This window comes from Variovorax saccharolyticus, from assembly GCF_030316765.1.
GTDB lineage: Bacteria > Pseudomonadota > Gammaproteobacteria > Burkholderiales > Burkholderiaceae_C > Variovorax > Variovorax saccharolyticus.
Genome location: NZ_JASZYT010000001.1, coordinates 1,078,821 through 1,103,205 on the forward strand (window position 1 = coordinate 1,078,821; position 24,385 = coordinate 1,103,205).

Below are 24,385 nucleotides of genomic sequence, written 5' to 3' on the forward strand. Positions count from 1 at the left end.
CCGGCTCATTTGCCCCCCCAGTGCACGAAGCGGCGTTCGATCAGCAGGAACACCAGGTTGAGCCCGTAGCCGAGGATGCCCGCGGCCAGGATGGCGGCGTACATGGTCGGCATCTCGAACACCATCTGCGCGTTGAGCACGCGCTGGCCGAGGCCGTCGACCGAGCCGATGAACATCTCGGCCACGATCACGATGATGAGCGCGAAGGAGATGCCGGCGCGCATGCCGATGAAGGTCTGCGGCAGCGACTCGAGCAGCGTCACGTCGACCATGATGCGCAGCCGGCTGGCGCCCATCACGCGCGCGGCGGCCTGCCGCGTCTTGCGCGCGTTCATCACGCCGTAGGCCACGTTGAACAGGATCGTCAGGCCGGCGCCGAAGGCGGCCACCGCCACCTTGGTTTTCTCGCCGACGCCGAACAGCACCAGGAACAAGGGGAACAGGGCCGAGGCAGGGGTCGAGCGGAAGAAGTCGATCAGGAACTCGACGAAGCCATAGAGCTGCTTGGAGGAACCCAGCACGATGCCGCAAGGCACCGCGATGGCCAGCGCGATCGCGAAGGACAGCAGGGTGCGCTGCACCGTCACCAGGAAGTCGTGCACCATCGCGCCGCCGACGAAGCCGTCCCACAGCGCGCCCAGCACCGCGCCCGGAGTCGGCAGCAGCACCGGGTCGACCAGCTTCAGGGCGCAGGCCCACCACCACAGCGCGACGAAGGCCACGGCCCCGACCAGCGGCGACAGCGCGCGCAGGCGGGACGGCCAGACGGAGATCGTCTCGCTCATCAGTAGGCCTTGAGGAAGGTCTTGACGTCGACCTTTTCCTTGACGACGCCGAAGCCGACGCCGAGATCGACGAAGCGCTGGAAGTCGGCCACGTCCTCTGGCTTCAGGTCCTTGACCATCGTGAACTTCACCAGCGGCACGATCGGCGCGACGGCCGGGGCGATGTTCATGTGCTGGACGAAGAGGGCGCGCGTCGACGGGTCGTTGTTCGCGTCCTGGATGCCTTGCGACCAGGCCTTGGCATACCGGGCCGCAACATCCGGGCGATCGGTCATGAACTTGGTCGTGACGGCACCACCGGCTGCGTAGGAGAAGGCGTCCTTGCGCTCCAGCAGGTAGGTGGAGATCACGCCCGCCTCGAGCCGGCGCGCGACACCCTGGGAGATCGCCACCGTCGCCACCGGCTCGATCACGTAGCCGCCGTCGAAGAGGCCGGCCTGCAAGGCGCCGACTTGCACGCCGCCCTGCTGTTCCTGGATCGTGAAGTCGCGGCCGTCGACCAGCCCCACCTTCGCCAGCACGGCGCGCGCGGTGCCGATGTTGGCGGGCCCGGCGGCCGACAGCAGCTTGGTGCCCTTGAGGTCCTTGAGCGACTGCGCCGTGCTGCCGGTGCGCACGATGAACTGTTCGGTCATGAACTTGGCGTTCTGGCCGTTGATCGAGATGTAGACCGCGGTGCCGGGGCGGCGCGAGTTGATGTTGGCCCCTTCCAGCGTGACCAGGTTCGCGACCGCATCGATGTCGCCCGAGACCATGGCCTGGATCATCAGCGGATAGGTCGCGAAAACCACCGCCTCGGTCTCCAGGTCGGCCTGCTTGAAGTAGCCCCGGTCGGCGGCGACGTAGTAGGGCAGCGCCGAGTTGCCGAGGAAGACGCCGACCTTGACCTTGTCGGCCGCGAAGGCGGGCATCGAGACCAGGCCTGCCGCCAGCGCGCAGGCGCCCGCGATGCGCAGGGTGGTGGAGAAGAGGTCAGGCAGTTTCATCAGGGATGGCTCCGGAACGTTGAAGAATGGAAAGGGCGGGGTAGCACGAGGGATCGAAGAACGAGCGCCCCGCGCGGTAGCTGCGCGCCGGCGACATGTCGGGCGGCGCGCCGTCCTCCGCCGCGCCCTCGAAGGTCAGCTCGAGCTGCACGCCGCTCGGGTCGTACACGAACAGCTGCCACAGCGTGGTGCCGGGCACGAGGAACTCGCGCCACGCGAGCCCGGCGGCGCGGAACCGCGCGATGTGCGCGTGGTAGCCGCTGCACGACAGCGACACGTGGTCGATGGCGCCCGTGCCCGACGGCACGTGGCCGGAGTCGCCGAGCGCCGGTCCGCCGGCATAGACATGGACGATGGCCTGCCCGCCCGGGTGGCCGCAGGCGAGCCAGGCGCCGGGGTAGCCGAAGTCGGGACGCGCCACTTCGCGCAGGCCCATCACGCCGACCCAGAAGGCCAGGGTGCGCGGCAGGTCGGCGGTCTTGATCGCCAGGTGGAAGAGGCCGTGGGTGATGGCGGATGTCATGCGGTTTCGGAAAGGTGAGGGAACTGCATGCGCGCTGCGATGGCGTGCAGGATGCGTGCCACGTGGGCGACCGGGCCGTGCGCGAGCGTGTCAGCCGACATGGGCGATCACCGCGATCAAGCCGCCGCCGTCCGGTCCCTGGTGCTCCGCGCCACCCGACACGAAGATCCGGCCGTCGCCGAGCACGCCGGCCACCAGGCCGCCGACCGCGCCGCGGATGTGGCGCTGGGCATTGATGTCGGTGTCGTCGAGCATGGTGTGGCGGGCCCCGCGGACGCGGCCGCGCCGGTCGGGCTCGCACTTGACGAAGACGGCGGCCACGCGCGCGGCATCTTCGGGGTGCAGTTGCGGCTCGGCGCTCAGGCCCAGCGGTCGCAGCGCTTCGGCCACGGCGCCGATGTCGAGCGCATCGCGCATCGGCGCGCACCCCATGCGCAGCGGGCCGGCCCAGGCGGCGCTGTGGCCCAGCACGATGACTTCGTTGGCCTCGACCTCGACGCCCGAGGAAACGCTCGCGCGCGCCGAAAAGCGTTCGAAGTCGCTCAGCATGGCCGATTCGAGCGCGGGGTCGTCCGGCAGCTCGCCGAGCGCGATGGCGACGCCGAAGGCGCCCGCCGCGCGCGCGGCGGCCATCGAGCGGTTGGCGTCTGCGGTCAGCACCGCGTGGCCGGCGGCAGCGGCAGCCTGCGCACGCGCCGCGGTGACGCAGGGGCATTTGACCTGCACGAAGGCGATGTCCTCGGGCCGGGCGATGCCGGCCTCGCGCATGGCGTCGCGCACCGCGCCCGCCACCGAGCGAACCTGCGCCCAGCGGCCGACCTGCTGCGCCGCGAGCGGCTCGCTCAGCGCGCATCCGATGGCGAGCGCGCCGTCAGGCTGCGGGCCTTGCGCCTCGTCGACCGGGTTGGCGACGCCCGGCGCGCTGCGTGCGAACACCACGTAGTGCGGGCTCAACACGCCCTCGGTGCCGCCCGACAGGATGCAGGGCAGCTCGCGCAGCAGGGCCTCGGCCGGCCGGCCGGTGCGGGCCGCCAGCAGCGCCATCAGGCTTTGAGTGAAGTAGCCGCGCGTGAAGTCGTTGACGCCGCCGTTGCCTTCGGTCTTGCCGATGACCGCCATGATGCCGGCCGCCTCGATGGCGCCGCGGTCGAGCAGGGCGGCCAGCGCCGACACGTCCCCCGGATGCGCCATGTCGAGGCGATGCACGCTCAGGCGCGGACGGGTGTCCAGGCTTTGGCGCGGGGCGGCTGGGGCGGGAGGCAGATAGGTGTCCATGGATGCTGCGGTGCAACAGATGGACGCAGTATGGGCAGCCGCGCCGCAAACTTCCAGCGCATTGTTTCGCTCGGACCGAGCGCAAATTGTGTGCAATGGCCGCGGTCGGCCCTACAGCGCTGCGAGCCGGTTCGCCAGCGCTTCCACGAAGGACAGGGTGGCGATCGGCAGCATGCGGTTGGCGCGCGAGGCCAGCACCAGCCGGCTGTGGGTGAGCGCGCGGTCGGTCAGCGGGATCGAGACCAGTTCGCCGCGCCGCACCTCGTTCTGCGTGCCGATCTGGAACTGGAAGCTGATGGCGCCGGTCTGGCGCGTGAATTCCTTCAGCGTCTGCACCGTGCTGGCCTCCACGGCCACCTGCAGCGCGATGCGCGAGTGCGCCATCACGCCGTCGAGCACCCGCCGGCTGCCAAAGGAGCGGTCGCCCAGCGCCACCGGATACTTCTGGCAGTCGGCCAGCCGCAGCGTCTCGCGGCCGGCCAGCGGATGGTCGGGCCGCAGCATGGCGCACAGCGGCTGCGCCACCGCGCTGATGACCCGCAGCATTTCCGAAGGTTCGGGGTCATGCACGAGGACCAGTTCGATCTCGTCGTCCATCAGCGACGCCACCAGCTTGCCCGTGACGCTCGAGACAATCTGGAACTGCACGCCCGGGTGGGTCTGCTGGTAGTGCGCGATGGTGGCCGGGATCAGGTCGGTGGCGACCGACTCCGCGCAGCCGATGCGCACCGTGCCGCGCACCAGGCCGCGCAGCTGTTCGATCTGCGATTCGGCCGAGCGCATGTCGGCCATGCTGCGGCGCACAGCCGCGATCAGGACCTCGCCGGCCGCGGTCAGCCGAACCCCGCGCGGCAGCCGCTCGAACAGCGGCGTGCCCACATCCGATTCGATCTCCAGGATCTTGCGGTTGAGTGCGGTCGAAGCGACATGCAGGGTGTCGGCGGCCTTGCGGATGGAGCCGGCGCGGGCAACGGCATCGAGGTAGACGAAGTGGCGAGGGGGGTGGAGCATGTCAGGGCGGGGGGACTCGGGCCGGCGGATCCGCAGGCCTCGGCGATTGTGAGGCAGCCCGCCGAGGCCCGGGCCGGAACTTGGAATTCCCGTTCGCTGTCCAAGAAATGTCGCCGCGGGTTTTGTTCTCATGCGACGACAGGAGGCAAAAGTCATGAAGCAGCACGTCAAGCACTGGCAGGATCCGCTCAACGCGGCGCTGGGTCTCTGGATGGTTCTCTCACCCTGGTTGCTGGGGTTTCAGGACCAGGCGACGCCAGCGATGAACGCAGTGGCGGTCGGGATCTTGCTGGGCGCAACCGCATTGGGGGCCACCTTCGTTCCCCGTGCATGGGAAGAATGGACCGAAGGTGCACTGGGCCTGTGGATGGTGATTTCGCCCTGGGTGCTCGGCTTCGAAGCGTCGCGCGATCCCATGATGGCCGCCGTGGCCACGGGCGTGGTCGTGATGGTGCTGGCGCTCTGGGTGCTGGCGACCGACAAGGACTATGTCCACTGGGGTGCTGCCTCCCACTGAAGGCGGCCCCAGACATGGCAAAGGCCGTCGAAGACGGCCTTTTTTCATTTCTGGCTCCGGGAGCGCCGACTCAGCCGCCGTCGTCGCCGCCCATCGTGGTCGGATGCCGCGAGCCGGCGACCGACGACACGACGCCCACTGCGCTCGCCCGGATCAATTCCTGTCGCAGGGCCGCTTCGAGCAGCCGGCGCGCCGTGTCCGGCCGGTCGTGGTCGTACTCTTCGTCCAACTCGCAATGCAGGTAGTAGTCGACACGGGCCATGAGCCGTTCGATCGACGCTGCGAGGTCTGTCTCGTTCATCTTCCGCTCCTCCGGACCAGCCGTGCAAAGAACGACCTGGTCTGATCTCGACTTTTCCTCTGGACCACTCTGACCCGGCCAATCCCAACTTGGGCGGGTTTTCGCATTATCCCCCCGGCGGAGGCGATTGTTTCCCGACCCTTGTCGTCGCAGGCCAACAGCCCGGCTCAGATTGGAGCGTACTGATGACTTTGGTATTCGTGCGCTAGCGAAGCCGGAGCCTGTTCCAGGCGTTGGCGAGCCGGGAACCTGGGGCGGACGGCGGATCGGCTTCGGTTCGGGCGCTGGCTCCGACCGCGCCGGCGGGCGCCGGAAGCTGGTGCCGCACGCTCTGCGCCACCCGGACGCAGTCCTTGATGTGCAGTTCGCCCAGGGAGCGGAGCGCGGCATAGCTCAGCGTGGCGGAAACCACCTGGCCGGCGATGGGAACGAATCGAGCGGCCTGGCTGGCAGTGAGCTTGACGCCGGCGTGGCGTGCCAGCGCCACCAGCAGGTCGCGCGTGACCAGGCGCCCGACCAGCAGCGCCCCGACCGTGGCGGCGGCCTTCCGGATGCGTTCGCGCTCGTGCGGTGCCATCCGCTCCACCTGGGTCACGGACAGTCCGAACTCGCGGCTGATCTGGGGCACGACGCGCGCCAGCAGCGCCGCATCGGCCGCCCAGTCGATGCCCGGCAGGGGCACGGCGCCGACCGCGGCGGCGATCAGCGCCTTGCGGCTCAGCAGGCGGCGGCTGCGCCCGATGGCCGCGATCAGCTGCGGATCACCTTGGGCGAGTTCGATGGCGGAGGACATTCCGCCGGATTATCAGGTGGCGAGCATTTCCAGTTGGTCGGACAAGGCCAACCAGCGCTCCTCGAGGCGGGCGATCTCGTCGCCGAGCGCCTTCAGCCGCTTGCCCGCCTCGGCGATCTCCGGCGCCGGCAGGGCCTGTGCCAGCCGGGTCTCGAGCGCAGCCTTCTCGCTGCTGGCGGCGGCCAGCCGCTGGTCGACCTGCGCCAGCTCGCGCTTCAGCGGCTTGGCCTGCTCGCTGCGCTGCTGGCGCTCCTGGGCGTCCTGCTTGCGCTGGTTCTTGCCGGCCGGAGCCGAATCGGCAGCCCGGGGCGCAGGCGCGCTGGCGGCCGGGGCTACGGCCACCGGGACGACGGCTTCGGCCACGGCGGCCGACGCGGCATCGCGATTCGCCACCTTGGCTTCTTCGCGCAGGCGCTTGGCTTCATCGAGCAGGTAGCGCTGGTAGTCGTCGAGGTCGCCGTCGAAATCGGTGACGACCCCACGGCCGACCAGCCAGAACTCGTCGCAGACCGAGCGCAGCAGCGCGCGGTCGTGGCTCACCAGCATCAGCGTGCCCTCGAACTCGTTGAGCGCCACCGCCAGCGCTTCGCGGGTGGCGAGGTCGAGGTGGTTGGTGGGCTCGTCGAGCAGCAGCAGGTTGGGCCGCTGCCAGACCATCATGGCCAGCACCAGACGCGCCTTCTCGCCGCCGCTCATGGTGCCGACCGGCTGCTTGACCATGTCGCCGCTGAAGTTGAAGCTGCCGAGAAAGCCGCGCAGCGCTTGCTCGCCGGAGCTGTCCTTGGCGGCGCTGCCGAGCTCTCGCGCCATCCGCACCATGTGCTCGAGCGGCGTGTCCTGCGGCCGGAGCACGTCGAGTTCCTGCTGCGCGAAGTAGCCGATGTTGAGTCCCTTGCCTTCGGTGACCGTGCCCGCCAGCGCGCCCATTTCGCGCGCGATGGTCTTCACCAGCGTCGACTTGCCCTGGCCGTTGGCACCCAGGATGCCGATGCGCTGGCCGGCCAGCACCGAGCGGTTGACGCCGCGCAGGATGGTCTTCGGCGCCTCGTCCTCGACCTGGTAGCCGAAGCTCGCGTCGCTGATCGAGAGCATCGGGTTCGGGATGTTGCCCGGCTCCTTGAACTCGAAGGTGAAGTCGGCTTCGGCCAGCAGCGGCGCGACCTTTTCCATGCGTTCGAGCGCCTTGACCCGGCTCTGCGCCTGCTTGGCTTTGCTGGCCTTGGCCTTGAAGCGGTCGATGAACTTCTGCAGGTGGGCGATCTTGTCCTGCTGCTTGCTGAACGCGACCTGCTGCTGCTCCATCTGCAGTGCGCGCATCTCCTCGAACTTGCTGTAGTTGCCGCCGTAGCGCGTGAGCTTGGCGTTTTCGATGTGCAGGGTGACGTCGGTCACGGCATCGAGGAACTCGCGGTCATGGCTGATCACGATCATGGTGCCGGCGTACTTCTGCAGCCAGGCTTCCAGCCAGACCAGGGCGTCGAGGTCCAGGTGGTTGGTGGGTTCGTCGAGCAGCAGCAGGTCGCTCGGGCACATCAGGGCGCGCGCCAGTTGCAGCCGCATGCGCCAGCCGCCCGAGAAGCTGTTGACCGGCTGGTCGAGCTCGTGGGCCTTGAAGCCGAGCCCGAGGATCAGCGACTGGGCCCGCGGCACCGCATCGTGCTCGCCGGCGTCGGCCAGGTCGGTGTAGGCATGGGCCAGCGCCATGCCCATCTCGTGGTCGTCGGGGTCGGCCTCGTGGCCGGCTTCGGCCCGGGCCAGCATGTCGCGCAGCTCGACCAGCCGGGTGTCGCCGCCGACCACGAAGTCGGTGGCGGGCTCGTCGGTCTCGGGCATGTTCTGCGCGACCTGCGCCATGCGCCATTGCCTTGGCAGCGAGAAGTCGCCGCCGTCCTCGTGCAGCGTGCCGTTGAAGAGGGCGAACAGGGTGGACTTGCCCGCGCCGTTGCGTCCCACCAGACCGACTTTCTCGCCGGGGTTGATGGTGACGCTGGCGCCGTCGAGCAGCACTTTCGCGCTGCGGCGCAGGATGACGTTCTTGAGAGTGATCATTTCGGTGCCCGCCGGTCGGCGGGCAGGTCAGAGAAGGGATTCGCGCGGGATCAGGAGCACCTGGTCTTCGCCCGCGCTGGTGGCGAGCCACACCACCTCGAGCTGCGGGAAGGCAGCCTCGAAGTGCGCGCGCTCGTTGCCGATTTCAAGCACCAGCACGGCGGCGTCGCTCATGCGGGCCGGTGCGTCGGCGAGCAGGCGGCGAATGAAGTCCATGCCATCCGCGCCGCCGGCCAGCGCCAGTTCGGGTTCGGCGCGGTACTCCGCCGGCAACGCGTCCATGCTGTTGGCGTTGACGTAGGGTGGATTGCAGAGGATCAGGTCGTAGGGTCCGTTCAAGGCCGCGAGTCCGTCCGACTCGATCAGCTTGACACGGTCGTCGAGCTGGTGGCGCGTGACGTTGATCGCCGCCACTTCGAGCGCCGTGGCCGAGAGGTCGGCGGCATCGACCGCGATGTCCGGATAGGTCAGCGCCGCCAGCACCGCGAGGCTGCCGTTGCCGGTGCAAAGATCGAGCACCCTGCGCGTGTGCTCGCCGAGCCAGGGATCGATGCTGCCGTCGGCCAGCAACTCGGCGATGAAGCTGCGCGGCACGATGGCGCGTTCGTCGATGTAGAAGGACACGCCCTGCAGCCAGGCTTCCTTGGTGAGGTAGGCGGCCGGCTTGCGGCTCGCGATGCGCTGCGCGAACAGCTCGGCCACGCGGGCCGCCTCGGCCGGCGACACCGGCTGCCCGGCCACGGCGTCGAGCTCGTCGAGCGGCAGCCCGAGGCGCCACAGCACCAGCCAGACCGCTTCGTCGAAGGCGTTGTCGGTGCCGTGCCCGAAGGCCACGCCCGCGTCGGCCAGCTGCTGCGCGCCGGCCTCGATCAGTTGCATCACGGTGCTCATGGCAACAGCAGCGCTTCGAGCCTGTCCAGCGTGCGGCGGTAGATGTTCTTGAGTGGCTCGATGTCGGCCACCGCGATGTGTTCGTCGATCTTGTGGATGCTGGCGTTGACCGGGCCCAGCTCCACCACCTGGCTGCAGATCTTGGCGATGAAGCGGGCGTCGCTGGTGCCGCCGCTGGTCGACAGCTCGGTCGCGAGGCCGGTCTCGTCGCGGATCGCCTGCTGCACCGCATCCACCAGCGCGCCGGGCACGGTGAGGAAGGGCAGGCCGCCGACGGTCCAGGCGAGCGTGAAGTCGAGGCCGTGGCGGTCGAGCACCGACTTGACGCGCTGCTGCAGCGACTCGGGCGTCGACTCGGTCGAGAAGCGGAAATTGAAGTCGATCACCGCCGCGCCCGGGATCACGTTGCTGGCGCCGGTGCCCGCATGGATGTTGCTGATCTGCCAGCTGGTCGGCTGGAAGTGGTCGTTGCCGGCATCCCAGCCGCCGGCCGCGTTGATGGCGACCAGTTCGGCCAGCGCCGGCGCGAAGGCATGCACCGGGTTCTTCGCCAGGTGCGGGTAGGCGATGTGGCCCTGCAAGCCGTTCACCGTGAGCCTGCCGCTCATGGTGCCGCGGCGGCCGTTCTTGATCATGTCGCCGCAGCGCTCGACCGAGGTCGGCTCGCCGACGATGCAGTAGTCGATGGTTTCGCCGCGCGCGGCCAGCGTGTTGCAGACCACCACCGTGCCGTCCACGCCGGGGCCTTCCTCGTCGCTGGTGAGCAGCAGCGCCAGCGTGAGCCGCGGATCGGGCGAGGCGGCCAGGAACTCCTCGATGGCGACCACGAAGGCGGCCAGCGAGGTTTTCATGTCGCAGGCGCCGCGGCCGTAGAGGCGGTCCTCGCGGTGGGTCGGCGTGAAGGGGTGGCTGGTCCACTGTTCGAGCGGACCGGTGGGCACGACGTCGGTGTGGCCGGCGAAGGCGATGGTCTTCGTCTGCTGGCCGGATCCGGGCCGAACCGCCCACAAGTTGGTGACGCGGAAGTCGGCGGGGCCGCTTTCGATGGTTTCGAGCCTGAATCCGAGCCGCGCCAGGCGTTCGCCGAGGATCTGCTGGCAGCCGCCGTCGTCGGGGGTGACCGAGGGGCGGGAGATCAGTTGTTCGGCGAGCTGGAGCGTTCGGGACATCGACAGGGCAGGTGGCTCAGGGACGCACGTCGAGCGTGATGTCCGTGAAGGTGGGTTCCTCGACCTGGTCGAGGAGGGAGCGTTCTTCGTTGCGCGCGGGCGGCGCCTTGCGGTTCTGCAGGCGCCACATCAGGTTGGTCGGCGAATCGGCCTGGGCCAGGCCTTCCTCGCGCGTCACCAGATTTTCGGTGATCAGCCGCGCGATGTCTTCCTCGAAGGTCTGGGAACCCTCGGCCATCGATTGCTCCATGGCCTCCTTGACGGCCGAGAAGTCGCCCTTGCCGATCAGCTCGGCCACCAGCGCGGTGTTGAGCAGCACCTCGAGCGCTGGCACGCGGGCGCCGTTGGGGGTGCGCAGCAGACGCTGCGCGACGACGGCGCGCAGCGCGCCGCCGAGGTCGCCGAGCAGCGTGGCGCGCACTTCCACCGGGTAGAAGCTCAGGATGCGGTTCAGCGCCCGGTAGCTGTTGTTGGCGTGCAGCGTGGCCACGCAGAGGTGGCCCGACTGCGCATAGGCGATCGCGGCGGTCATGGTCTCGCGGTCGCGGATCTCGCCGATCTGGATCACGTCGGGCGCCTGGCGCAGCGCGTTCTTGAGCGCGATCTGCAGCGACTGGGTGTCGCTGCCGACGTCGCGCTGGTTGACCATCGACTTCTTGTTGGTGAAGGTGAATTCGATCGGTTCCTCGACCGTGAGGATGTGGCCGGTGGCGTTCTCGTTGCGGTAGTCGAGCATCGAGGCCAGCGTGGTGCTCTTGCCGGCGCCGGTCGAGCCGACCATGAGGATCAGGCCGCGCTTTTCCATCACCAGCGTCTTGAGGATCTCGGGCAGGTTGAGATCCTCGAAGCTCGGGATGGTCGAGGCGATGTGGCGCACCACCACCGCGTAGCTGCCGCGCTGGCGCATCGCGCTGATGCGGAAATTGCCGGCGCCTTCCAGGGCGATCGCCATGTTGAGTTCGCCGGTGCGCTCCAGCTCGGCGACGCGGCCTTCATGAACGACTTCGCTCAACAGGCTCAGCGGCGCCTCGGGCGGCAGCACCTGGGCGTTGATCGGCATGCAATTGCCGTTGATCCGGATCAGCGCCGGAGAGTGGGCCGAAAGATAGATGTCCGAAGCCTTGCGTTCGGCCATCAGACGAAGAATTCGCTCCATCGTGCTCATCGGCTTTCTCTCCTCAGCGTTGTGGTTCTGGAAATCGATCTTCGGCAGGCCGCCCCCTCAGGCGGCCGGCTTTCTTCAGTCGCGCAGCAGGTCGTTCAGCGAAGTCGACGAGCGCGTCTTGGCATCGACCTTCTTCATGATGATGGCGGCGTAGGTGCTGTACTTGCCGCCCGGCTTGGGCAAGGTGCCGGCGACCACCACCGAGCCGGCCGGAACGCGGCCGAAGCTGACGGTGTCGGTGGCACGGTCGTAGATGGGCGTGCTCTGGCCGATGAAGACCCCCATCGACAGCACCGAGTTCTCTTCGACGATGACGCCCTCGACCACTTCGGAGCGGGCGCCGATGAAGCAGTTGTCCTCGATGATGGTCGGGCCGGCCTGCAGCGGCTCGAGCACGCCGCCGATGCCGACGCCGCCCGAGAGGTGGACGTTGGCGCCGATCTGGGCGCAGGAGCCGACCGTGGCCCAGGTGTCGACCATCGTGCCTTCGCCGACGTAGGCGCCGATGTTGACGTAGGAGGGCATCAGGATCGCGCCCTTGGCGATGTAGCTGCCGCGGCGCGCCACGGCCGGCGGCACGATGCGCACGCCGGCTTCCTTGAGCTCGTTGGCCGACAGGTGCGAGAACTTGGTCGGCACCTTGTCGTAGAAGCCCAGCGCGCCGGCCTGGATCTGCTCGTTGTCCTTGAGGCGGAAGGACAGCAGCACCGCCTTCTTGATCCACTGGTGCACGGTCCACTGGCCGACGCCCTCGCGGGTGGCGACGCGCAGGTGGCCGTTGTTGAGCTCGGCGATCACGTGGTCGACGGCGTCGCGCACTTCCTTGGAGGCGCTGGAGGCGGAGATGTTGGCGCGGTCTTCCCACGCGGCGTCGATGGTCTGCTGGAGTTGTTGGGTCATGGAAAAACTCAGTTCTGGATGAAATTCACGATGCGTTTCGCGGCCTCGGTGCATTCGGCCGTGTCGGCGACCAGCGCCATGCGGATGCGCCCGCGGCCCGGATTGGTGCCGGCCACGTCGCGGGCGAGGAAGCTGCCGGGCAGCACCGTCACATTGTATTGAGCGTAGAGCGCGCGGGCGAAGCCGGCGTCGTCGCCTTGCCACGAGGCCGGCACGCCGGCCCAGAGGTAGAAGCTGGCGTCGGGCAGGCGGACGTCGAGCACCGGCTCGAGCAGCGGCGTCACGGCGGCGAATTTGGCGCGGTAGCGGGCGCGGTTGTCGACCACATGGAGTTCGTCGTCCCAGGCCGCGATGCTGGCCGCAGCCACGGTGCCGCTCATCGCGCTGCCGTGGTAGGTGCGGTAGAGCAGGAAGGACTTGATGATGGCCGCGTCGCCGGCCACGAAGCCGCTGCGCAGGCCCGGCACGTTGCTGCGCTTGGACAGCGAGGTCAGCGCGATCAGGTTGCGGAAGTCGCCCCGGCCGAGCCTGGCGGCAGCCTCGAGGCCGCCGAGCGGCGGCTCGTCGCGGAAGTAGATCTCGCTGTAGCACTCGTCGGCGGCGATCACGAAGCCGTGCCGGTCGGACAGCGCGAAGAGCTTTTCCCACTCGCCGATCGGCATCACGGCGCCGGTCGGGTTGCCGGGCGAGCAGACGAAGACCAGCTGGGTGCGGGCCCAGACATCGGCCGGCACGCTGTCCCAGTCGACCGCGAAGTTGCGTGCGGGCACGCTGGGCACGTAGTACGGTTCGGCGCCCGCGAGCAGGGCTGCGCCTTCGTAGATCTGATAGAACGGGTTGGGCGACAGCACCACCGGGGCCGGCGAGCGGCTGGCATCGACCACGGTCTGGGCCAGTGCGAACAGGGCTTCGCGAGAGCCGTTGACCGGCAGCACCTGGGTGGCGGCGTCGAGCGACAGGCCGTAGCGCCGCTGCAGCCAGCCGGTGAAGGACTGGCGCAATTCGAGGTCTCCGGCCGTGGCCGGATAGACGGCCAGCGCGTCCATGCCGGCCACCAGTGCGTCCTTGATGAAGGACGGCGTGGGGTGCTTGGGTTCGCCGATGCCGAGGCTGATCGGCGTGAATTCAGGGTTCGGCGTGACCCCGGCGAACAGTTTTCGCAGCCGCTCGAAAGGATAGGGCTGCAGTTTGGCGAGCAGGGGATTCATGGACCTGGATTATCGCGGCAGCCGGCGCGGCCCTGCGGCCGCCGAGGCCAACAGGCGCTCGTAGGCGGCCGGGTCGGCCTGCTGCAGCCTGGCCAGCGCGGCGCTGGCGGCCTCGGCGAGCTCGGCGCGGCTCTGCTTCTTGACGACCTCGATCTCGGCATGGGCTTTCTCGAGCTTGCGCAGCGCGCCGGCCGCCCGGTCGGCATCCACCGAGCCCGGACTGGCCTGTGCCAGCAGCACCTCGGTGATCCAGCCCAGCTGGCTGCCGTAGCTGGCGACCTCGAAGGCCTTCTTTTCGATCTGCCCGTTGCCCGCCTGCGCAGGGATGCCGGCGAAGAACCACTGGGTGTCCGGCTCGATCTGCTGGGCCACGCTGCCGCTGAACGGCAGGTGGAGCGTGGGGGACCAGAACCAGAGCCAGGGGAACATCGCTTTACTCCTGCGGTTTCTAGAGTTTCTTGACCAGCACCTGGCTCTTGCGATCCCAGTTGTACTTGCGCTTGCGGGCTTCGGGCAGCCAGTCGGGGTTGACCTGCTGGAAGCCGCGCTTGAGGAACCAGTGCATGGTCCGGGTGGTGAGCACGAAGATGCTGTCCAGCCCCGAGGCCTTGGCGCGCTGCTCGACGCGCTTGAGGATGCGCTCGCCGTCGCCCTGGGCCTGCGAATGGGGCGACACGGTCAGGGCGGCCATCTCGGCGGTCTTCGCCTCGGGATAGGGATACAGCGCCGCGCAGCCGAAGATCACGCCGTCGTGCTCGATCACGGTGTACTGGCCGATGTCGCGCTCGATCTCGGTGCGGCTGCGCTTGACCAGCGTGCCGTCGCGTTCGAAGGGCTCGATCAGCTGCAGGATGCCGCCGATGTCGTCGGCCGTGGCCTCGCGCAGCGACTCGAGCTTCTCGTCGATGATCATGGTGCCGATGCCGTCGTGCACATAGACCTCGAGCAGCAGCGAGCCGTCGACCGAGAAGGGCAGGATGTGGTTGCGCTCGACGCCGGCCTCGCAGGCCTTCACGCAGTGCTGCAGGTAGAAGGCGGTGTCGGTCGGGCGCTGCGGCGCCGGCAGCGCGGCCAGCAGCTTGCGCGCGGTGTCGAGCGGCAGCTCGGTGTCGATCGGATTGTCCTCGCTGATCGGCAGGGCCGCGTCTTGTGCGATCCCGGGCACTTCCGTGAGGAAGATCAGCTTGTCGGCCTGGATCGAGATCGCCACGCTGGTCGCGACCTCTTCCATCGTGAGGTTGAAGGCTTCGCCGGTGGGCGAGAAGCCGAACGGCGACATCAGCACCATCGAGCCGAAATCGAGCGCGCGCCGGATGCCGGCGGCGTCGACCTTGCGCACCAGCCCCGAATGCTGGAAGTCGACGCCGTCGACCACGCCGACCGGCCGGGCCGTGATGAAGTTGCCCGAGATCACGCGAATCGTCGAGCCGGCCATCGGCGTGTTCGGCAGGCCCTGGCTGAAGGCGGCCTCGATCTCGTAGCGCAGCTGGCCGGCGGCTTCCTGGGCGCAGTCGAGCGCGACCTCGTCGGTGATCCGGATACCGTGCGAATACTTCGCCTCGTGGCCCTTGGCGCGCAGCTGCTCGTTGACCTGGGGCCGGAAGCCATGCACCAGCACGACCTTGACGCCCATGCTCTGGATCAGCGCCAGGTCCTGGGCGATGTTGGCCAGCTTGCCGGCGGCGATCGCCTCGCCGGCCATCGCGACCACGAAGGTCTTGCCGCGATGCATGTGGATATAGGGCGCGACCGAGCGGAACCAGGGGACGAAGGTGAAGTTGAAGACGGTGGACATTGGCGGGGTGGGTCGGGCGGAATTGCCAGGCGCAAGATAATCGACGATTTTCCCCGAACTGCCCGCCTTGTCTTCGTCTCCTCTTCGAATCGAGTTCCCCGAGTCCTTGCCGGTGTCGGCCCGGCGCGACGAAATCGCCAAGGCCATCGCTGCCCACCAGGTCGTCATCGTCTGCGGCGAGACCGGATCGGGCAAGACCACGCAGTTGCCGAAGATCGTGCTGGAGCTCGGCCGTGGCAAGCTGAACGCCCCGCCTGGCAAGGGCCGGCTGATCGGCCACACCCAGCCGCGCCGGATCGCCGCGACCTCGGTCGCCAAGCGCATCGCCGAGGAGCTGAAGACGCCGCTGGGCGAGGTGGTCGGCTACAAGGTGCGCTTCCAGGACCGGCTGTCGCGCGATGCCTCGGTCAAGCTGATGACCGACGGCATCCTGCTGGCCGAGACCCAGACCGACCCGCTGCTCAAGGCCTACGACACGATCATCATCGACGAGGCCCACGAGCGCTCGCTGAACATCGACTTCCTGCTGGGCTACCTGCGCGAGATCCTGCCGCGGCGGCCGGACCTCAAGGTGATCGTGACCTCGGCCACCATCGATGCCGACCGTTTCGCGCAGCACTTTGCATCCGCGAAGGGGCCGGCGCCGACCATCATGGTGTCGGGGCGGACCTTCCCGGTCGAGCAGCGCTGGCGGCCCTTCGAGGAGTCCCGCGACCACGACCTCAATGACGCCATCGCCGACGCGGTCGACGAGCTCTGGCGCGATCCGCACAACGCCGGCGACATCCTGGTCTTCCTGCCCGGCGAGCGCGAGATCCGCGAGGCCGCCGACCACCTGCGCCGCCACCTGAGCCACCAGCCGCTGATGCGCAGCGCCGAGGTGCTGCCCCTGTTCGCGCGGCTGTCGCAGGCCGAGCAGGAGCGCATCTTCGACAGCCACAGCGGCCGGCGCATCGTGCTGGCCACCAACGTCGCCGAGACCTCGCTCACCGTGCCGGGCATCCGCTACGTGATCGACACCGGCACGGCGCGGGTCAAGCGCTATTCGTTCCGCAGCAAGGTCGAGCAGCTGCTGGTCGAGCCGATCAGCCAGGCGGCGGCCAACCAGCGCGCCGGGCGCTGCGGCCGGGTCGCCAACGGCATCTGCATCCGGCTCTACGACGAGAAGGACTTCGACGGCCGGCCGCGCTTCACCGACCCGGAAATTCTGCGCTCCTCGCTGGCCGGCGTGATCCTGCGCATGAAGTCGCTGCACCTGGGCGATGTCGAGCGCTTTCCCTTCCTGGAGGCGCCGCAGCGGCGCGCGATCGCCGACGGCTACCAGCTGCTGAACGAACTCGGCGCGGTCGACGACGCCAACGAGCTGACGCCGATGGGCGCTGAGCTGGCCCGCCTGCCGCTCGACCCGCGGGTGGCCCGGATGATCATCGAGGCCCGCACGCGCGGCGCCCTCGAGGAAGTGCTGGTGATCGCCAGCGCCCTGTCGGTGCAGGACGTGCGCGACCGGCCGATGGAGATGCAGCAGCAGGCCGACCAGGCGCATTCGAAGTTCGACGACGAGAAGAGCGAGTTCAGCGGCTACCTGCGGCTGTGGAAGTGGATCCTGGATGCGCGCGGCGGGCATGGAGACACCCATAAGCTCTCGAACCGGCAGTACGAGCAGCTGCTGCGGCAGAACTTCATCAACATCCGCCGCGTGCGCGAATGGCGCGACATCCACTCGCAGCTGCTGACGGTGGTGACCGAGCACAAGTGGCGGATCAACACCCAGCCGGCCGGCTACGAGCCACTGCACCTGTCGATGCTCTCGGGGCTGCTCGGCAACATCGGCTGGAAGCTCGAGGACGACGAAGCCTACCTGGGTGCGCGCGGCATCAAGTTCTACCGCCATCCCGGCGCCCACCTGAAGAAGAAGCCGGGCCGCTGGATCGTCGCCTCCGAGCTGGTCGAGACCACGCGCCTGTTCGGCCGCGGCATCGCCAACATCGAGCCCCAGTGGCTCGAGCAGGTGGCGGGCCATCTGCTCAAGAAGCAGCTGCTCGACCCGCACTGGGAGAAGAAGGGCGCCCAGGTCGCGGCGCTGGAGCGCGCCACGCTCTACGGGCTGGTGGTCTACAGCGGGCGCCGGGTCGATTTCAGCAAGGTCGATCCGGTCGCGGCGCGCGAGATATTCATCCGCGAGGCGCTGGTCGGCGGGCAGTGGGAAAGCAAGCTGCCCTTCCTGGCGGCCAACCGAAAGCTGGTGCGCGAGGTCGAGGGGCTGGAGCACAAGTCGCGCCGTCAGGACGTGCTGGTCGACGACGAGCTGATCTACGCCTTCTACGACGCCCAGCTGCCGGCCGACGTATCGAGTGGCCTCACGTTCGAGAACTGGTATCGCAGCCAGTCGCGCGAGCAGCCGCGGCTGCTCTACCTGACGCGCGACGAGCTGATGCGCCACCAGGCGGCCGGCATCACGACCCAGTCCTTCCCGCCGACCTTACGGCTGGGCGGCGTCGACTGCGCCGCGACCTACCTGCACGAGCCGGGCGATGCGCGGGACGGTCTCACGGTCAGCGTGCCGCTGTTCGTGCTGAACCAGGTCAGCGACGAACGCTGCGAATGGCTGGTGACCGGCATGCTCAAGGACAAGATCCAGGCGCTGCTCAAGAGCTTGCCGCAGAAGCCGCGCGCGCGGCTGGTGCCCCTGCCCGAGTCGGCGGCGCGCTTCACCGAGATGCTGTCGACGCCCGAGGCCTTCGGCCACGGCTCGCTGACCGACGCGCTCTTGAAGCGGGTGCGCGACCAGACCAGCCTGGACGTCAAGCGCGCCGACTTCAAGCTCGACATGCTGCCGCCGCATCTGTTCATGAATCTGCGGGTGGTCGACGAGCATGGACGACAGCTCGGCATGGGGCGCAATCTAGGCGCACTGAAGGCCGAACTCGGGGCCCAGGCCCGCGGTGCGTTCCAGGCACTGGCCGGACTCAACGTGCGGGCCTCGCCCGCAGCTTCGCCTGCGGCGGGCGCACCCGCGCAGGCGACCACCAAGGCCGTGCCCGAGCCTGCTTCGGCGCCGGCCCTGCCGGCCGGCCAGCGCTACACCGGCTGGACCTTCGGCGAGCTGCCCGAACTGATGGAGGTGCGGCGCGGCGCGCAATCGCTGATCGGCTTTCCGGCGCTGGTCGACGGTGCCGATGCGGTGAGCATCGAAGTCTTCGACGAACCCGCCGTGGCGGCGGCCAAGCACCGGGCGGGCCTCAGGCGGCTGTTCGCCCTGCAGCTCAAGGATGCGTTGAAGTACCTGGAGAAGAACATCCCCGACCTGCAGAAGATGGCGGTCGCCTACATGCCGCTCGGCACCGCCGAGGAGCTGCGCGCGCAGATCATCGAGGTGGCGATCGACCGCGCCTTTCTCCAGGAGCCGCTGCCGACCGACGAGTTCGCCTTCAAGCGCCGGCTGGAAGAGGGCCGCGGCCGCCTCACGCTGATCGCCAACGAGATCGCCCGGCTGGCCGGCACGATCCTGGTCGAGTACGGGCTGGCGGCGCGCAAGATCAAGGACACGAAGGTGCAGCCCGACGCCACCGCCGACGCCGCGCAGCAACTGCAGCGCCTGATGGGCAAGCGCTTCATTGCCGACACCCCGTGGACGCGGCTGCAGCATTTCGCGCGCTACCTCAAGGCGATCACGCTGCGGCTCGACAAGCTGCGCGCCGATCCGGCGCGCGATGCGCAGCGGCTGGCCGAATTGCGGCCGCAGGAGCAGCGCTACTGGCGCCTGCTGGCCGAGCGCAAGGGCGCGGCCGACGAACGCATGAGCGAGTTCCGCTGGCTGCTGGAAGAGTTGCGGGTGAGCTTCTTCGCCCAGGAACTACGGACGCCGCAGCCGGTCAGCGTGAATCGGCTGGACAAGCTGTGGGCCCAGCTGGGGCACTGAGCTGCGCCGGGCATGAAAAAGCCCGCCATGGGCGGGCTTGCAGAGTCGGTGCTCGAGGGCGGCCTATATGCGCCCCATCAGCAGCAGCACGATCACGACCAGCAGCACCAGGCCGAGACCGCCGCTGGGCCCGTAGCCCCAGCCGCGGCTGTAGCCCCAGCTCGGCAGCGCGCCCACCAGAAGCAGGATCAGGACGATCAGCAGAATCAACGAGAGGGACATGGATTACTCCTAGGGCGATGTGTTCGAAGCCCTCATGTTCCGTGTCCGGGCTCGATCCGATCGCGGGAAGGGGCCCCCTCCCGCGGTCAGGCCTCGCCTACCTTTCGTGTCAGAGCCGCGCCAATCGCTCGATCGCCAGTTGCAGCGTTTCGTCCTTCTTGGCGAAGCAGAAGCGCACCACACGCTGGTCGAAACCATCGCCGTAGAAGGCCGACAGCGGGATCGCCGCAACGCCGATCTCGCGCGTGAGCCATTGGCAGAAATCCGATTCGCCGAGTTCGCTGAGTTCGCTGATGTCGACGCACTGGAAGTAGGTGCCGGCGCTCGGCAGCAGCTTGAATCGCGTCTTCGCCAGGCCCGCCGCGAACAAGTCGCGCTTGCGCTGGTAGAAGGCCGGCAGTTCGAGATAGGGCGCCGGATCGGCCATGTAGCGGGCCAGCGCATGCTGCATCGGCGTGTTGACCGTGAAGACGTTGAACTGGTGCACCTTGCGGAACTCGGCGCTCAGCGCGGCCGGCGCCGCCACGTAGCCGACCTTCCAGCCGGTCACGTGGTAGGTCTTGCCGAAGCTGCTGACGATGAAGCTGCGCGCCGCCAGGCCCGGGAAGCGCGCCGCGCTCTCGTGGCGGGCGCCGGTGTAGACCATGTGCTCGTAGACCTCGTCGCTGATCACCAGCACGTCGGTCGGCGCCAGCAGGTCTTCGAGTTGCCGCATCTCGGCCTCGGTCCAGACCGTGGCGCTGGGGTTGTGGGGCGTGTTGATGATGATCGCGCGGGTGCGCGGCGACAGCGCCGCGGCAATCTTGGCGAAGTCGGGCCTGAAGCTGCCGGGCGTGAGCGGCACGCGCACCACGGTGCCGCCGGCCAGGTCGATGTTCGGCACGTAGCTGTCGTAGCAGGGTTCCAGCACGATCACCTCGTCGCCAGGCCGCACCACCGCGAGGATCGCCGTGATGATCGCCTGGGTGGCGCCGGCGGTCACGGTGATCTCGCTCTGCGCGTCGTAGCGGTGGCCGTACAGGGTCTCGATCTTGGCCGCGACCGCCTCCCGCAGCGGCAGGATCCCCGGCATCGGCGGGTACTGGTTGTGGCCCGCCGCCATCGCATCGGTCACCGCCTGCAGCAGCTGCGGATCGCAGTTGAAATCGGGAAAGCCCTGGCCCAGGTTCACCGCGTTCTTCTCGGCGGCCAGCGCCGACATCACGGTGAAGATCGTCGTGCCGACGGCGGGCAGCTTGGTTTGCAGGGCAGGGGTGCGGGCAGTCGCTCGGCTCACAGTTCGTAGTCCTGTTGATGACCGCTCAAGGCCTTGGCGATCAGGTTGCGATCGAGCCGGTCGGAGAGCAGCTCGGCGAATTTGAAGACGAAGTTGCGCAGGTAGGCGCTGCGCTTGAAGGCGACGCGGGCGATGTTGACGCCGAAGATGTGGCCCATCGGCCGCACCACGAGGTCGGCGTTGGTGTCGTCGCGCACCGCCATCTCGGCCACGATGCCGACGCCGAGGCCGAGCCGCACGTAGGTCTTGATGACGTCCGAGTCGATCGCCTCGAGCGCGATGCGCGGGGTCAGCTTCTTCTGCGCGAAGGCGTGGTCGATACGCGTGCGTCCGGTGAAGGAAGGGTGGTAGGTGATGATCGGCTCGTTCGCCAGGTCCTCGAGCGAGATGCGCTCCTTGTCCGCCAGCGGATGGCCCTGCGGCAGCACCAGCACGTGCTGCCACTCGTAGCAGGGCATGGTCACGAGTTCGGTGTAGTCGGCCAGCGATTCGGTGGCGATCCCGATTTCGGCGACCTCGTCGATCACCATCCGCGCCACCTGGTCGGGTGAGCCCTGGTGCAGGCTCACGTTGACCTTCGGATAGGCCTCGCGCAGCTTCGCCACCGGCACCGGCAGCACGTAGCGGGCCTGGGTGTGGGTGGTGGCGATCGACAACGTGCCGCTGTCCTGGGCGCTGAACTGCTCGCCGATGCGCTTGAGGTTCCCGACTTCGCGCATGATGAGTTCGATGCTGGCCAGCACATGCTGGCCGGGCTCGGTGATGCGCTTCAGGCGCTTGCCGTGGCGGGCGAAGATCTCGACGCCGAGTTCTTCCTCGAGTTCGATGATGGCCTTCGACACGCCCGGCTGCGAGGTGTGGAGCGCCTTGGCAGCTTCGGTCAGGTTGAGGTTGCGCCGGACGGCTTCCTGAACGAACTTGAACTGATGAAGATTCATAACGGATTCCGTATTATTTTCGGATTCATTATGCCTTCTTGGTCTATGAAAATTCCTGCAAGTTCAGGAATCGAGTGCCTTTCGTGCCAGCAACGCGATCACTTCGGGGTCTTCGCCCACCGCCGGCTGTTGCGAAAACACAACGTCTGGCCGCAGCGCGCGAAGTTCCTCGACCAGCAGCGGAAGGTCTTCCCGCACGTGCCGGCCCATGCCCAGGAAGAGCGGCACGATCCGGACCCGGCGGGCGCCGCCGGCGATCAGGGCCAGCGCCGCGGTGCGCAGATCGGGGGCGACCAGTTCGAGGTAGGCGCAGGCCACGCGGGCCGTGGGATCGAGCGCGGCGACCTGCCGCGCCACCGCCTCGACCGGCTCGCGCCAGCGCTCGTCGCGCGACCCGTGTGCAAAAAGAACGATGCCCAGCGCGGAGGCGGCTGCAACGGTCATCGGCGCAGCACCAGCCAGCTGAAGGCGCCGAGCGACATCACGGAGTAGATCAGCCCCGGTGCCGCCGCCGTGATCCACGGCCACCAGTTGCCCAGGTTGCCGAGGTAGCCGAAGACGTTGTTCAGCAGGAAGAAGCTGATGCCGATCATGACGCCGCAGAACACGTAGGTGGTGATGCCCGACTGCCGGAAATGCAGGTAGGCGAAGGGCAGGGCCAGCACGATCATCACCAGGCAGGACAGCGGATAGAACACCTTGCGCCAGAACTCGATCTCGTAGCGTTGCGCGGTCTGGCCGTTGGCTTCGAGATGGCGGATGTAATCGAACAGATCGAGGGTGCGCATGCGGTCCGGGCGCAGCAGCGCGACCGACACCATTTCACTGCTCAGCGTGGTCGGCCATTCGAGCACCGGCACGTTGGTATGGACGATCCGCGGCGCGCCGGGGCCGCGGGTGTCGTACTGCTGGCGTTCGACGTTGACCAGCATCCAGTGGCCGCGCTCGACGCTCGCCGCGGGCGCAGAGGTCTGCGAAACCAGGAAGCCCTTGCCGTCGAACTCGAGGATCCGCGGCTCCTTCAGGATGCCGTTGCGCCCCATCGACACCACGTTGACTGCGAAGGATGTGTCACCCTGGCGCTCCTTGAGCCAGGCGCCCGTATTGCCGATCAGCGACAGGGAACCCTGGTAGCGCGCCTTGAGCAGCTGCGCCGCACGATCGGAGGCCGGCGCGACATAGTCGCCGATCGCGAAGGTCAGCACCACGAAGCCGACGCCGAGCAGCAGCAGCGTGCGCAAGGCGCGCCAGGGCCCGAGGCCGCTGGTGCGAAGGATCGTGTACTCGGAGCTCTGCGCCAGCCGTGCCATGACGAAGATGGTGCCGATCAGCACGGCGATCGGCAGCAGCTCGTAGAGGTGGCTGGGGATCAGCAGCGCGACGTACAGCAGCGCTTGCGCGGCCCCATAGCCCAGGGAGTTGGGCTTGCCGATCGCCTGCAGTTCGTCGACGAAGTCGAAGAAGAAGAACAGGCTCAGGAATCCCAGGGTGACGAAGGCGACCGACTTCAGCACCTCGACGTAGATCAGGCGACGGATGGTTTTCACGCGATGGAGGGGGAGTCGGGCCGCGCACGGACGCGACGCGCCCGGAAGCCCCAGTTGAAGTGTCGCTTCGCGAGCCACAGCAGGCCGAGCACGAAGACCCCGCCGTGCAGGGCGAGCATGAAGAAGCCGACGCCGATGCGTCCCGTGCCGACCCAGTTCTGGCCGAGGTTGAGCAGATTGAAATAGAGCACGAAGGCGAACAGCGCGAACAGCAGGTTGCCGCTGCGGCCGACACGCGGGTTGACGCTCGACAAGGACAGCGCCAGCAGCACGAAATTGGCGCCCGCGAACAGCAGGCCGATGCGCCAGGCGAGTTCGGCGCGGTTGATCGCGTTCGGCTCGCGCAGCAGGGTCAGCGTGGTGCGGGCCCGCACCGGCGTGGCGTCGAGCGAGTCGACCGTCCGGCCGCCGATCCTGGCGCCGTAGGTCTCGAACTCGCTCACCTTGATGCCGGTCGGCTGCAGCGGTTCCTCGATGCGCTGGCCGTTGCTCAGCATCAGGTAGCGGATGCCGTTCAGGTCTTCCATCCGGCCGCTGCGGGCCGAGGTGACGATGCGCAGGTTGCGCTCGATCGAGGAGATGAACACATTGCTGGCGGTGGCGCTGTCGGGCGCGTCCTTGTCGATGAAGAACACCCGCAGCCGTCCGGCCGATTCGCGGAACTCGCCGGGTGCGACGCGCTCGATGTCGCTGCGGCGCTCATAGCGCTCGCGCATGTTCTGCGTCTGCGAGTTGGCCCAGGGCCAGCCGACCAGCGCGAACACGGCGATCAGCAGCAGAATCGGCCAGGCGAAGCGGAACAGCGGCCGGACGAACTCCGCCAGGCCGCGCCCGCTCGAGAACCAGATCACCATCTCGCTGTCGCGGTACATGCGCGAGAGCGTGCCGACGATGGCGATGAACAGGCACAGGCTGAGGATGGTCGGCATGTAGCCGAGCACGGTATAGGTCATCACGAGGAAGACCTCGGAGGGGTTCACGCTGCCCTTGGCCGCCAGCCCGAGCGTGCGGATCAGCATCATCGTCATGACGATGGTGACCAGCACCACCAGCGTGGCGCCGAAGCTGCGCGACAGCTCCTTGCGTAGAGAGGAATGGAATAACATCGTCGAGGG

General features: G+C 68.2%; 23 protein-coding genes. 2 read left to right on the top strand and 21 right to left on the bottom strand.

All coding sequences use genetic code 11. The annotated features are described in order from the left end of the window. Positions 1-5 precede the first annotated feature (5 nt). The 5 genes from QTI45_RS05350 to QTI45_RS05370 all read right to left on the bottom strand — a co-directional run bounded on the left by QTI45_RS05350 (position 6) and on the right by QTI45_RS05370 (position 4,580). Positions 6-785: an ABC transporter permease gene (locus tag QTI45_RS05350; protein ID WP_286367736.1), complete on the bottom strand. Its 780-nt coding sequence runs from the start codon at positions 783-785 to the stop codon at positions 6-8. Then, entirely contained in the window at positions 785-1,771 is a 987-nt protein-coding gene (locus QTI45_RS05355; RefSeq protein WP_286367737.1) for an ABC transporter substrate-binding protein, read from the bottom strand. The genes QTI45_RS05350 and QTI45_RS05355 overlap by 1 nt, the downstream gene beginning before the upstream one ends. Continuing rightward, positions 1,758-2,294, bottom strand: a complete 537-nt coding sequence (locus QTI45_RS05360) for a VOC family protein (RefSeq protein WP_286653712.1) — start codon at positions 2,292-2,294, stop codon at positions 1,758-1,760. Before QTI45_RS05360 ends, QTI45_RS05355 begins: the two co-directional genes overlap by 14 nt. A 90-nt stretch (positions 2,295-2,384) precedes the next feature. Beyond that, positions 2,385-3,569 carry a cyanuric acid amidohydrolase gene (gene atzD, locus QTI45_RS05365; RefSeq protein ID WP_286653713.1) on the bottom strand — a complete coding sequence of 395 codons (1,185 nt, stop codon included), beginning with the start codon at positions 3,567-3,569 and terminating at the stop codon, positions 2,385-2,387. A gap of 111 nt (positions 3,570-3,680) precedes the next feature. After that, positions 3,681-4,580 (bottom strand): LysR family transcriptional regulator, encoded by a 900-nt coding sequence (locus QTI45_RS05370; RefSeq protein WP_286653714.1) that lies wholly within the window; start codon positions 4,578-4,580, stop codon positions 3,681-3,683. Between the two features lie 154 nt (positions 4,581-4,734). Here QTI45_RS05370 and QTI45_RS05375 point away from each other — a divergent pair, with 154 nt between their 5' ends. Continuing rightward, on the top strand, positions 4,735-5,097 hold the full coding sequence (locus QTI45_RS05375) for an SPW repeat protein (protein ID WP_286653715.1): 363 nt from the start codon (positions 4,735-4,737) through the stop codon (positions 5,095-5,097). A gap of 70 nt (positions 5,098-5,167) precedes the next feature. Here the strand turns inward: QTI45_RS05375 and QTI45_RS05380 are convergent, their stop codons facing one another. The 10 genes from QTI45_RS05380 to argA form a co-directional block, all read right to left on the bottom strand. Then, positions 5,168-5,398 (bottom strand): hypothetical protein, encoded by a 231-nt coding sequence (locus tag QTI45_RS05380; protein ID WP_286367742.1) that lies wholly within the window; start codon positions 5,396-5,398, stop codon positions 5,168-5,170. A 205-nt stretch (positions 5,399-5,603) separates the two neighbouring features. Further along, positions 5,604-6,191, bottom strand: a complete 588-nt coding sequence (locus QTI45_RS05385) for a hypothetical protein (RefSeq protein ID WP_353621284.1) — start codon at positions 6,189-6,191, stop codon at positions 5,604-5,606. Between the two features lie 12 nt (positions 6,192-6,203). Beyond that, a complete protein-coding gene (locus tag QTI45_RS05390) occupies positions 6,204-8,240 on the bottom strand; it encodes an ABC-F family ATP-binding cassette domain-containing protein (RefSeq protein WP_286653716.1) in 2,037 nt (678 codons plus the stop codon). A 27-nt stretch (positions 8,241-8,267) separates the two neighbouring features. Next, the gene (gene prmB, locus QTI45_RS05395; protein ID WP_286653717.1) at positions 8,268-9,131 is read right to left on the bottom strand and encodes a 50S ribosomal protein L3 N(5)-glutamine methyltransferase; all 864 of its coding nucleotides are present in this window, start codon (positions 9,129-9,131) and stop codon (positions 8,268-8,270) included. Beyond that, entirely contained in the window at positions 9,128-10,300 is a 1,173-nt protein-coding gene (gene dapE / locus QTI45_RS05400; RefSeq protein WP_286653718.1) for a succinyl-diaminopimelate desuccinylase, read from the bottom strand. The genes prmB and dapE overlap by 4 nt, the downstream gene beginning before the upstream one ends. Positions 10,301-10,316: 16 nt before the next feature. Next, positions 10,317-11,465 carry a PilT/PilU family type 4a pilus ATPase gene (locus QTI45_RS05405; RefSeq protein WP_286653719.1) on the bottom strand — a complete coding sequence of 383 codons (1,149 nt, stop codon included), beginning with the start codon at positions 11,463-11,465 and terminating at the stop codon, positions 10,317-10,319. A 75-nt stretch (positions 11,466-11,540) separates the two neighbouring features. Further along, entirely contained in the window at positions 11,541-12,365 is an 825-nt protein-coding gene (gene dapD, locus QTI45_RS05410; protein WP_286367747.1) for a 2,3,4,5-tetrahydropyridine-2,6-dicarboxylate N-succinyltransferase, read from the bottom strand. An 8-nt stretch (positions 12,366-12,373) separates the two neighbouring features. Further along, positions 12,374-13,573, bottom strand: a complete 1,200-nt coding sequence (dapC, locus tag QTI45_RS05415) for a succinyldiaminopimelate transaminase (RefSeq protein WP_286653720.1) — start codon at positions 13,571-13,573, stop codon at positions 12,374-12,376. 9 nt (positions 13,574-13,582) lie between these two features. Then, on the bottom strand, positions 13,583-14,002 hold the full coding sequence (locus QTI45_RS05420) for a hypothetical protein (protein ID WP_286653721.1): 420 nt from the start codon (positions 14,000-14,002) through the stop codon (positions 13,583-13,585). 19 nt (positions 14,003-14,021) lie between these two features. After that, positions 14,022-15,368 (bottom strand): amino-acid N-acetyltransferase, encoded by a 1,347-nt coding sequence (gene argA / locus QTI45_RS05425; protein WP_286653722.1) that lies wholly within the window; start codon positions 15,366-15,368, stop codon positions 14,022-14,024. 67 nt (positions 15,369-15,435) lie between these two features. Between argA and hrpA the strand changes: the two genes are divergently transcribed. Next, the gene (hrpA, locus tag QTI45_RS05430; protein ID WP_286653723.1) at positions 15,436-19,287 is read left to right on the top strand and encodes an ATP-dependent RNA helicase HrpA; all 3,852 of its coding nucleotides are present in this window, start codon (positions 15,436-15,438) and stop codon (positions 19,285-19,287) included. 63 nt (positions 19,288-19,350) lie between these two features. On the opposite strand, the gene QTI45_RS05435 is transcribed toward hrpA, so the two are convergent. The 6 genes from QTI45_RS05435 to lptF all read right to left on the bottom strand — a co-directional run bounded on the left by QTI45_RS05435 (position 19,351) and on the right by lptF (position 24,376). After that, complete coding sequence (locus QTI45_RS05435) at positions 19,351-19,509, bottom strand: DUF3309 family protein (protein WP_286367752.1); 159 nt, start codon at positions 19,507-19,509, stop codon at positions 19,351-19,353. Between the two features lie 109 nt (positions 19,510-19,618). Next, positions 19,619-20,785, bottom strand: coding sequence for a pyridoxal phosphate-dependent aminotransferase (locus QTI45_RS05440; protein ID WP_286653724.1), 1,167 nt, complete (start codon positions 20,783-20,785; stop codon positions 19,619-19,621). Further along, entirely contained in the window at positions 20,782-21,723 is a 942-nt protein-coding gene (locus QTI45_RS05445) for a CysB family HTH-type transcriptional regulator (protein ID WP_286367754.1), read from the bottom strand. The genes QTI45_RS05440 and QTI45_RS05445 overlap by 4 nt, the downstream gene beginning before the upstream one ends. 63 nt (positions 21,724-21,786) lie before the next feature. Continuing rightward, positions 21,787-22,167: a sirohydrochlorin chelatase gene (locus tag QTI45_RS05450; protein ID WP_286653725.1), complete on the bottom strand. Its 381-nt coding sequence runs from the start codon at positions 22,165-22,167 to the stop codon at positions 21,787-21,789. Further along, positions 22,164-23,270, bottom strand: coding sequence for an LPS export ABC transporter permease LptG (gene lptG, locus QTI45_RS05455; RefSeq protein ID WP_286367756.1), 1,107 nt, complete (start codon positions 23,268-23,270; stop codon positions 22,164-22,166). The genes QTI45_RS05450 and lptG overlap by 4 nt, the downstream gene beginning before the upstream one ends. Continuing rightward, positions 23,267-24,376 carry an LPS export ABC transporter permease LptF gene (gene lptF / locus QTI45_RS05460; protein WP_286653726.1) on the bottom strand — a complete coding sequence of 370 codons (1,110 nt, stop codon included), beginning with the start codon at positions 24,374-24,376 and terminating at the stop codon, positions 23,267-23,269. The genes lptG and lptF overlap by 4 nt, the downstream gene beginning before the upstream one ends. Between the last annotated feature and the right edge of the window lie 9 nt (positions 24,377-24,385).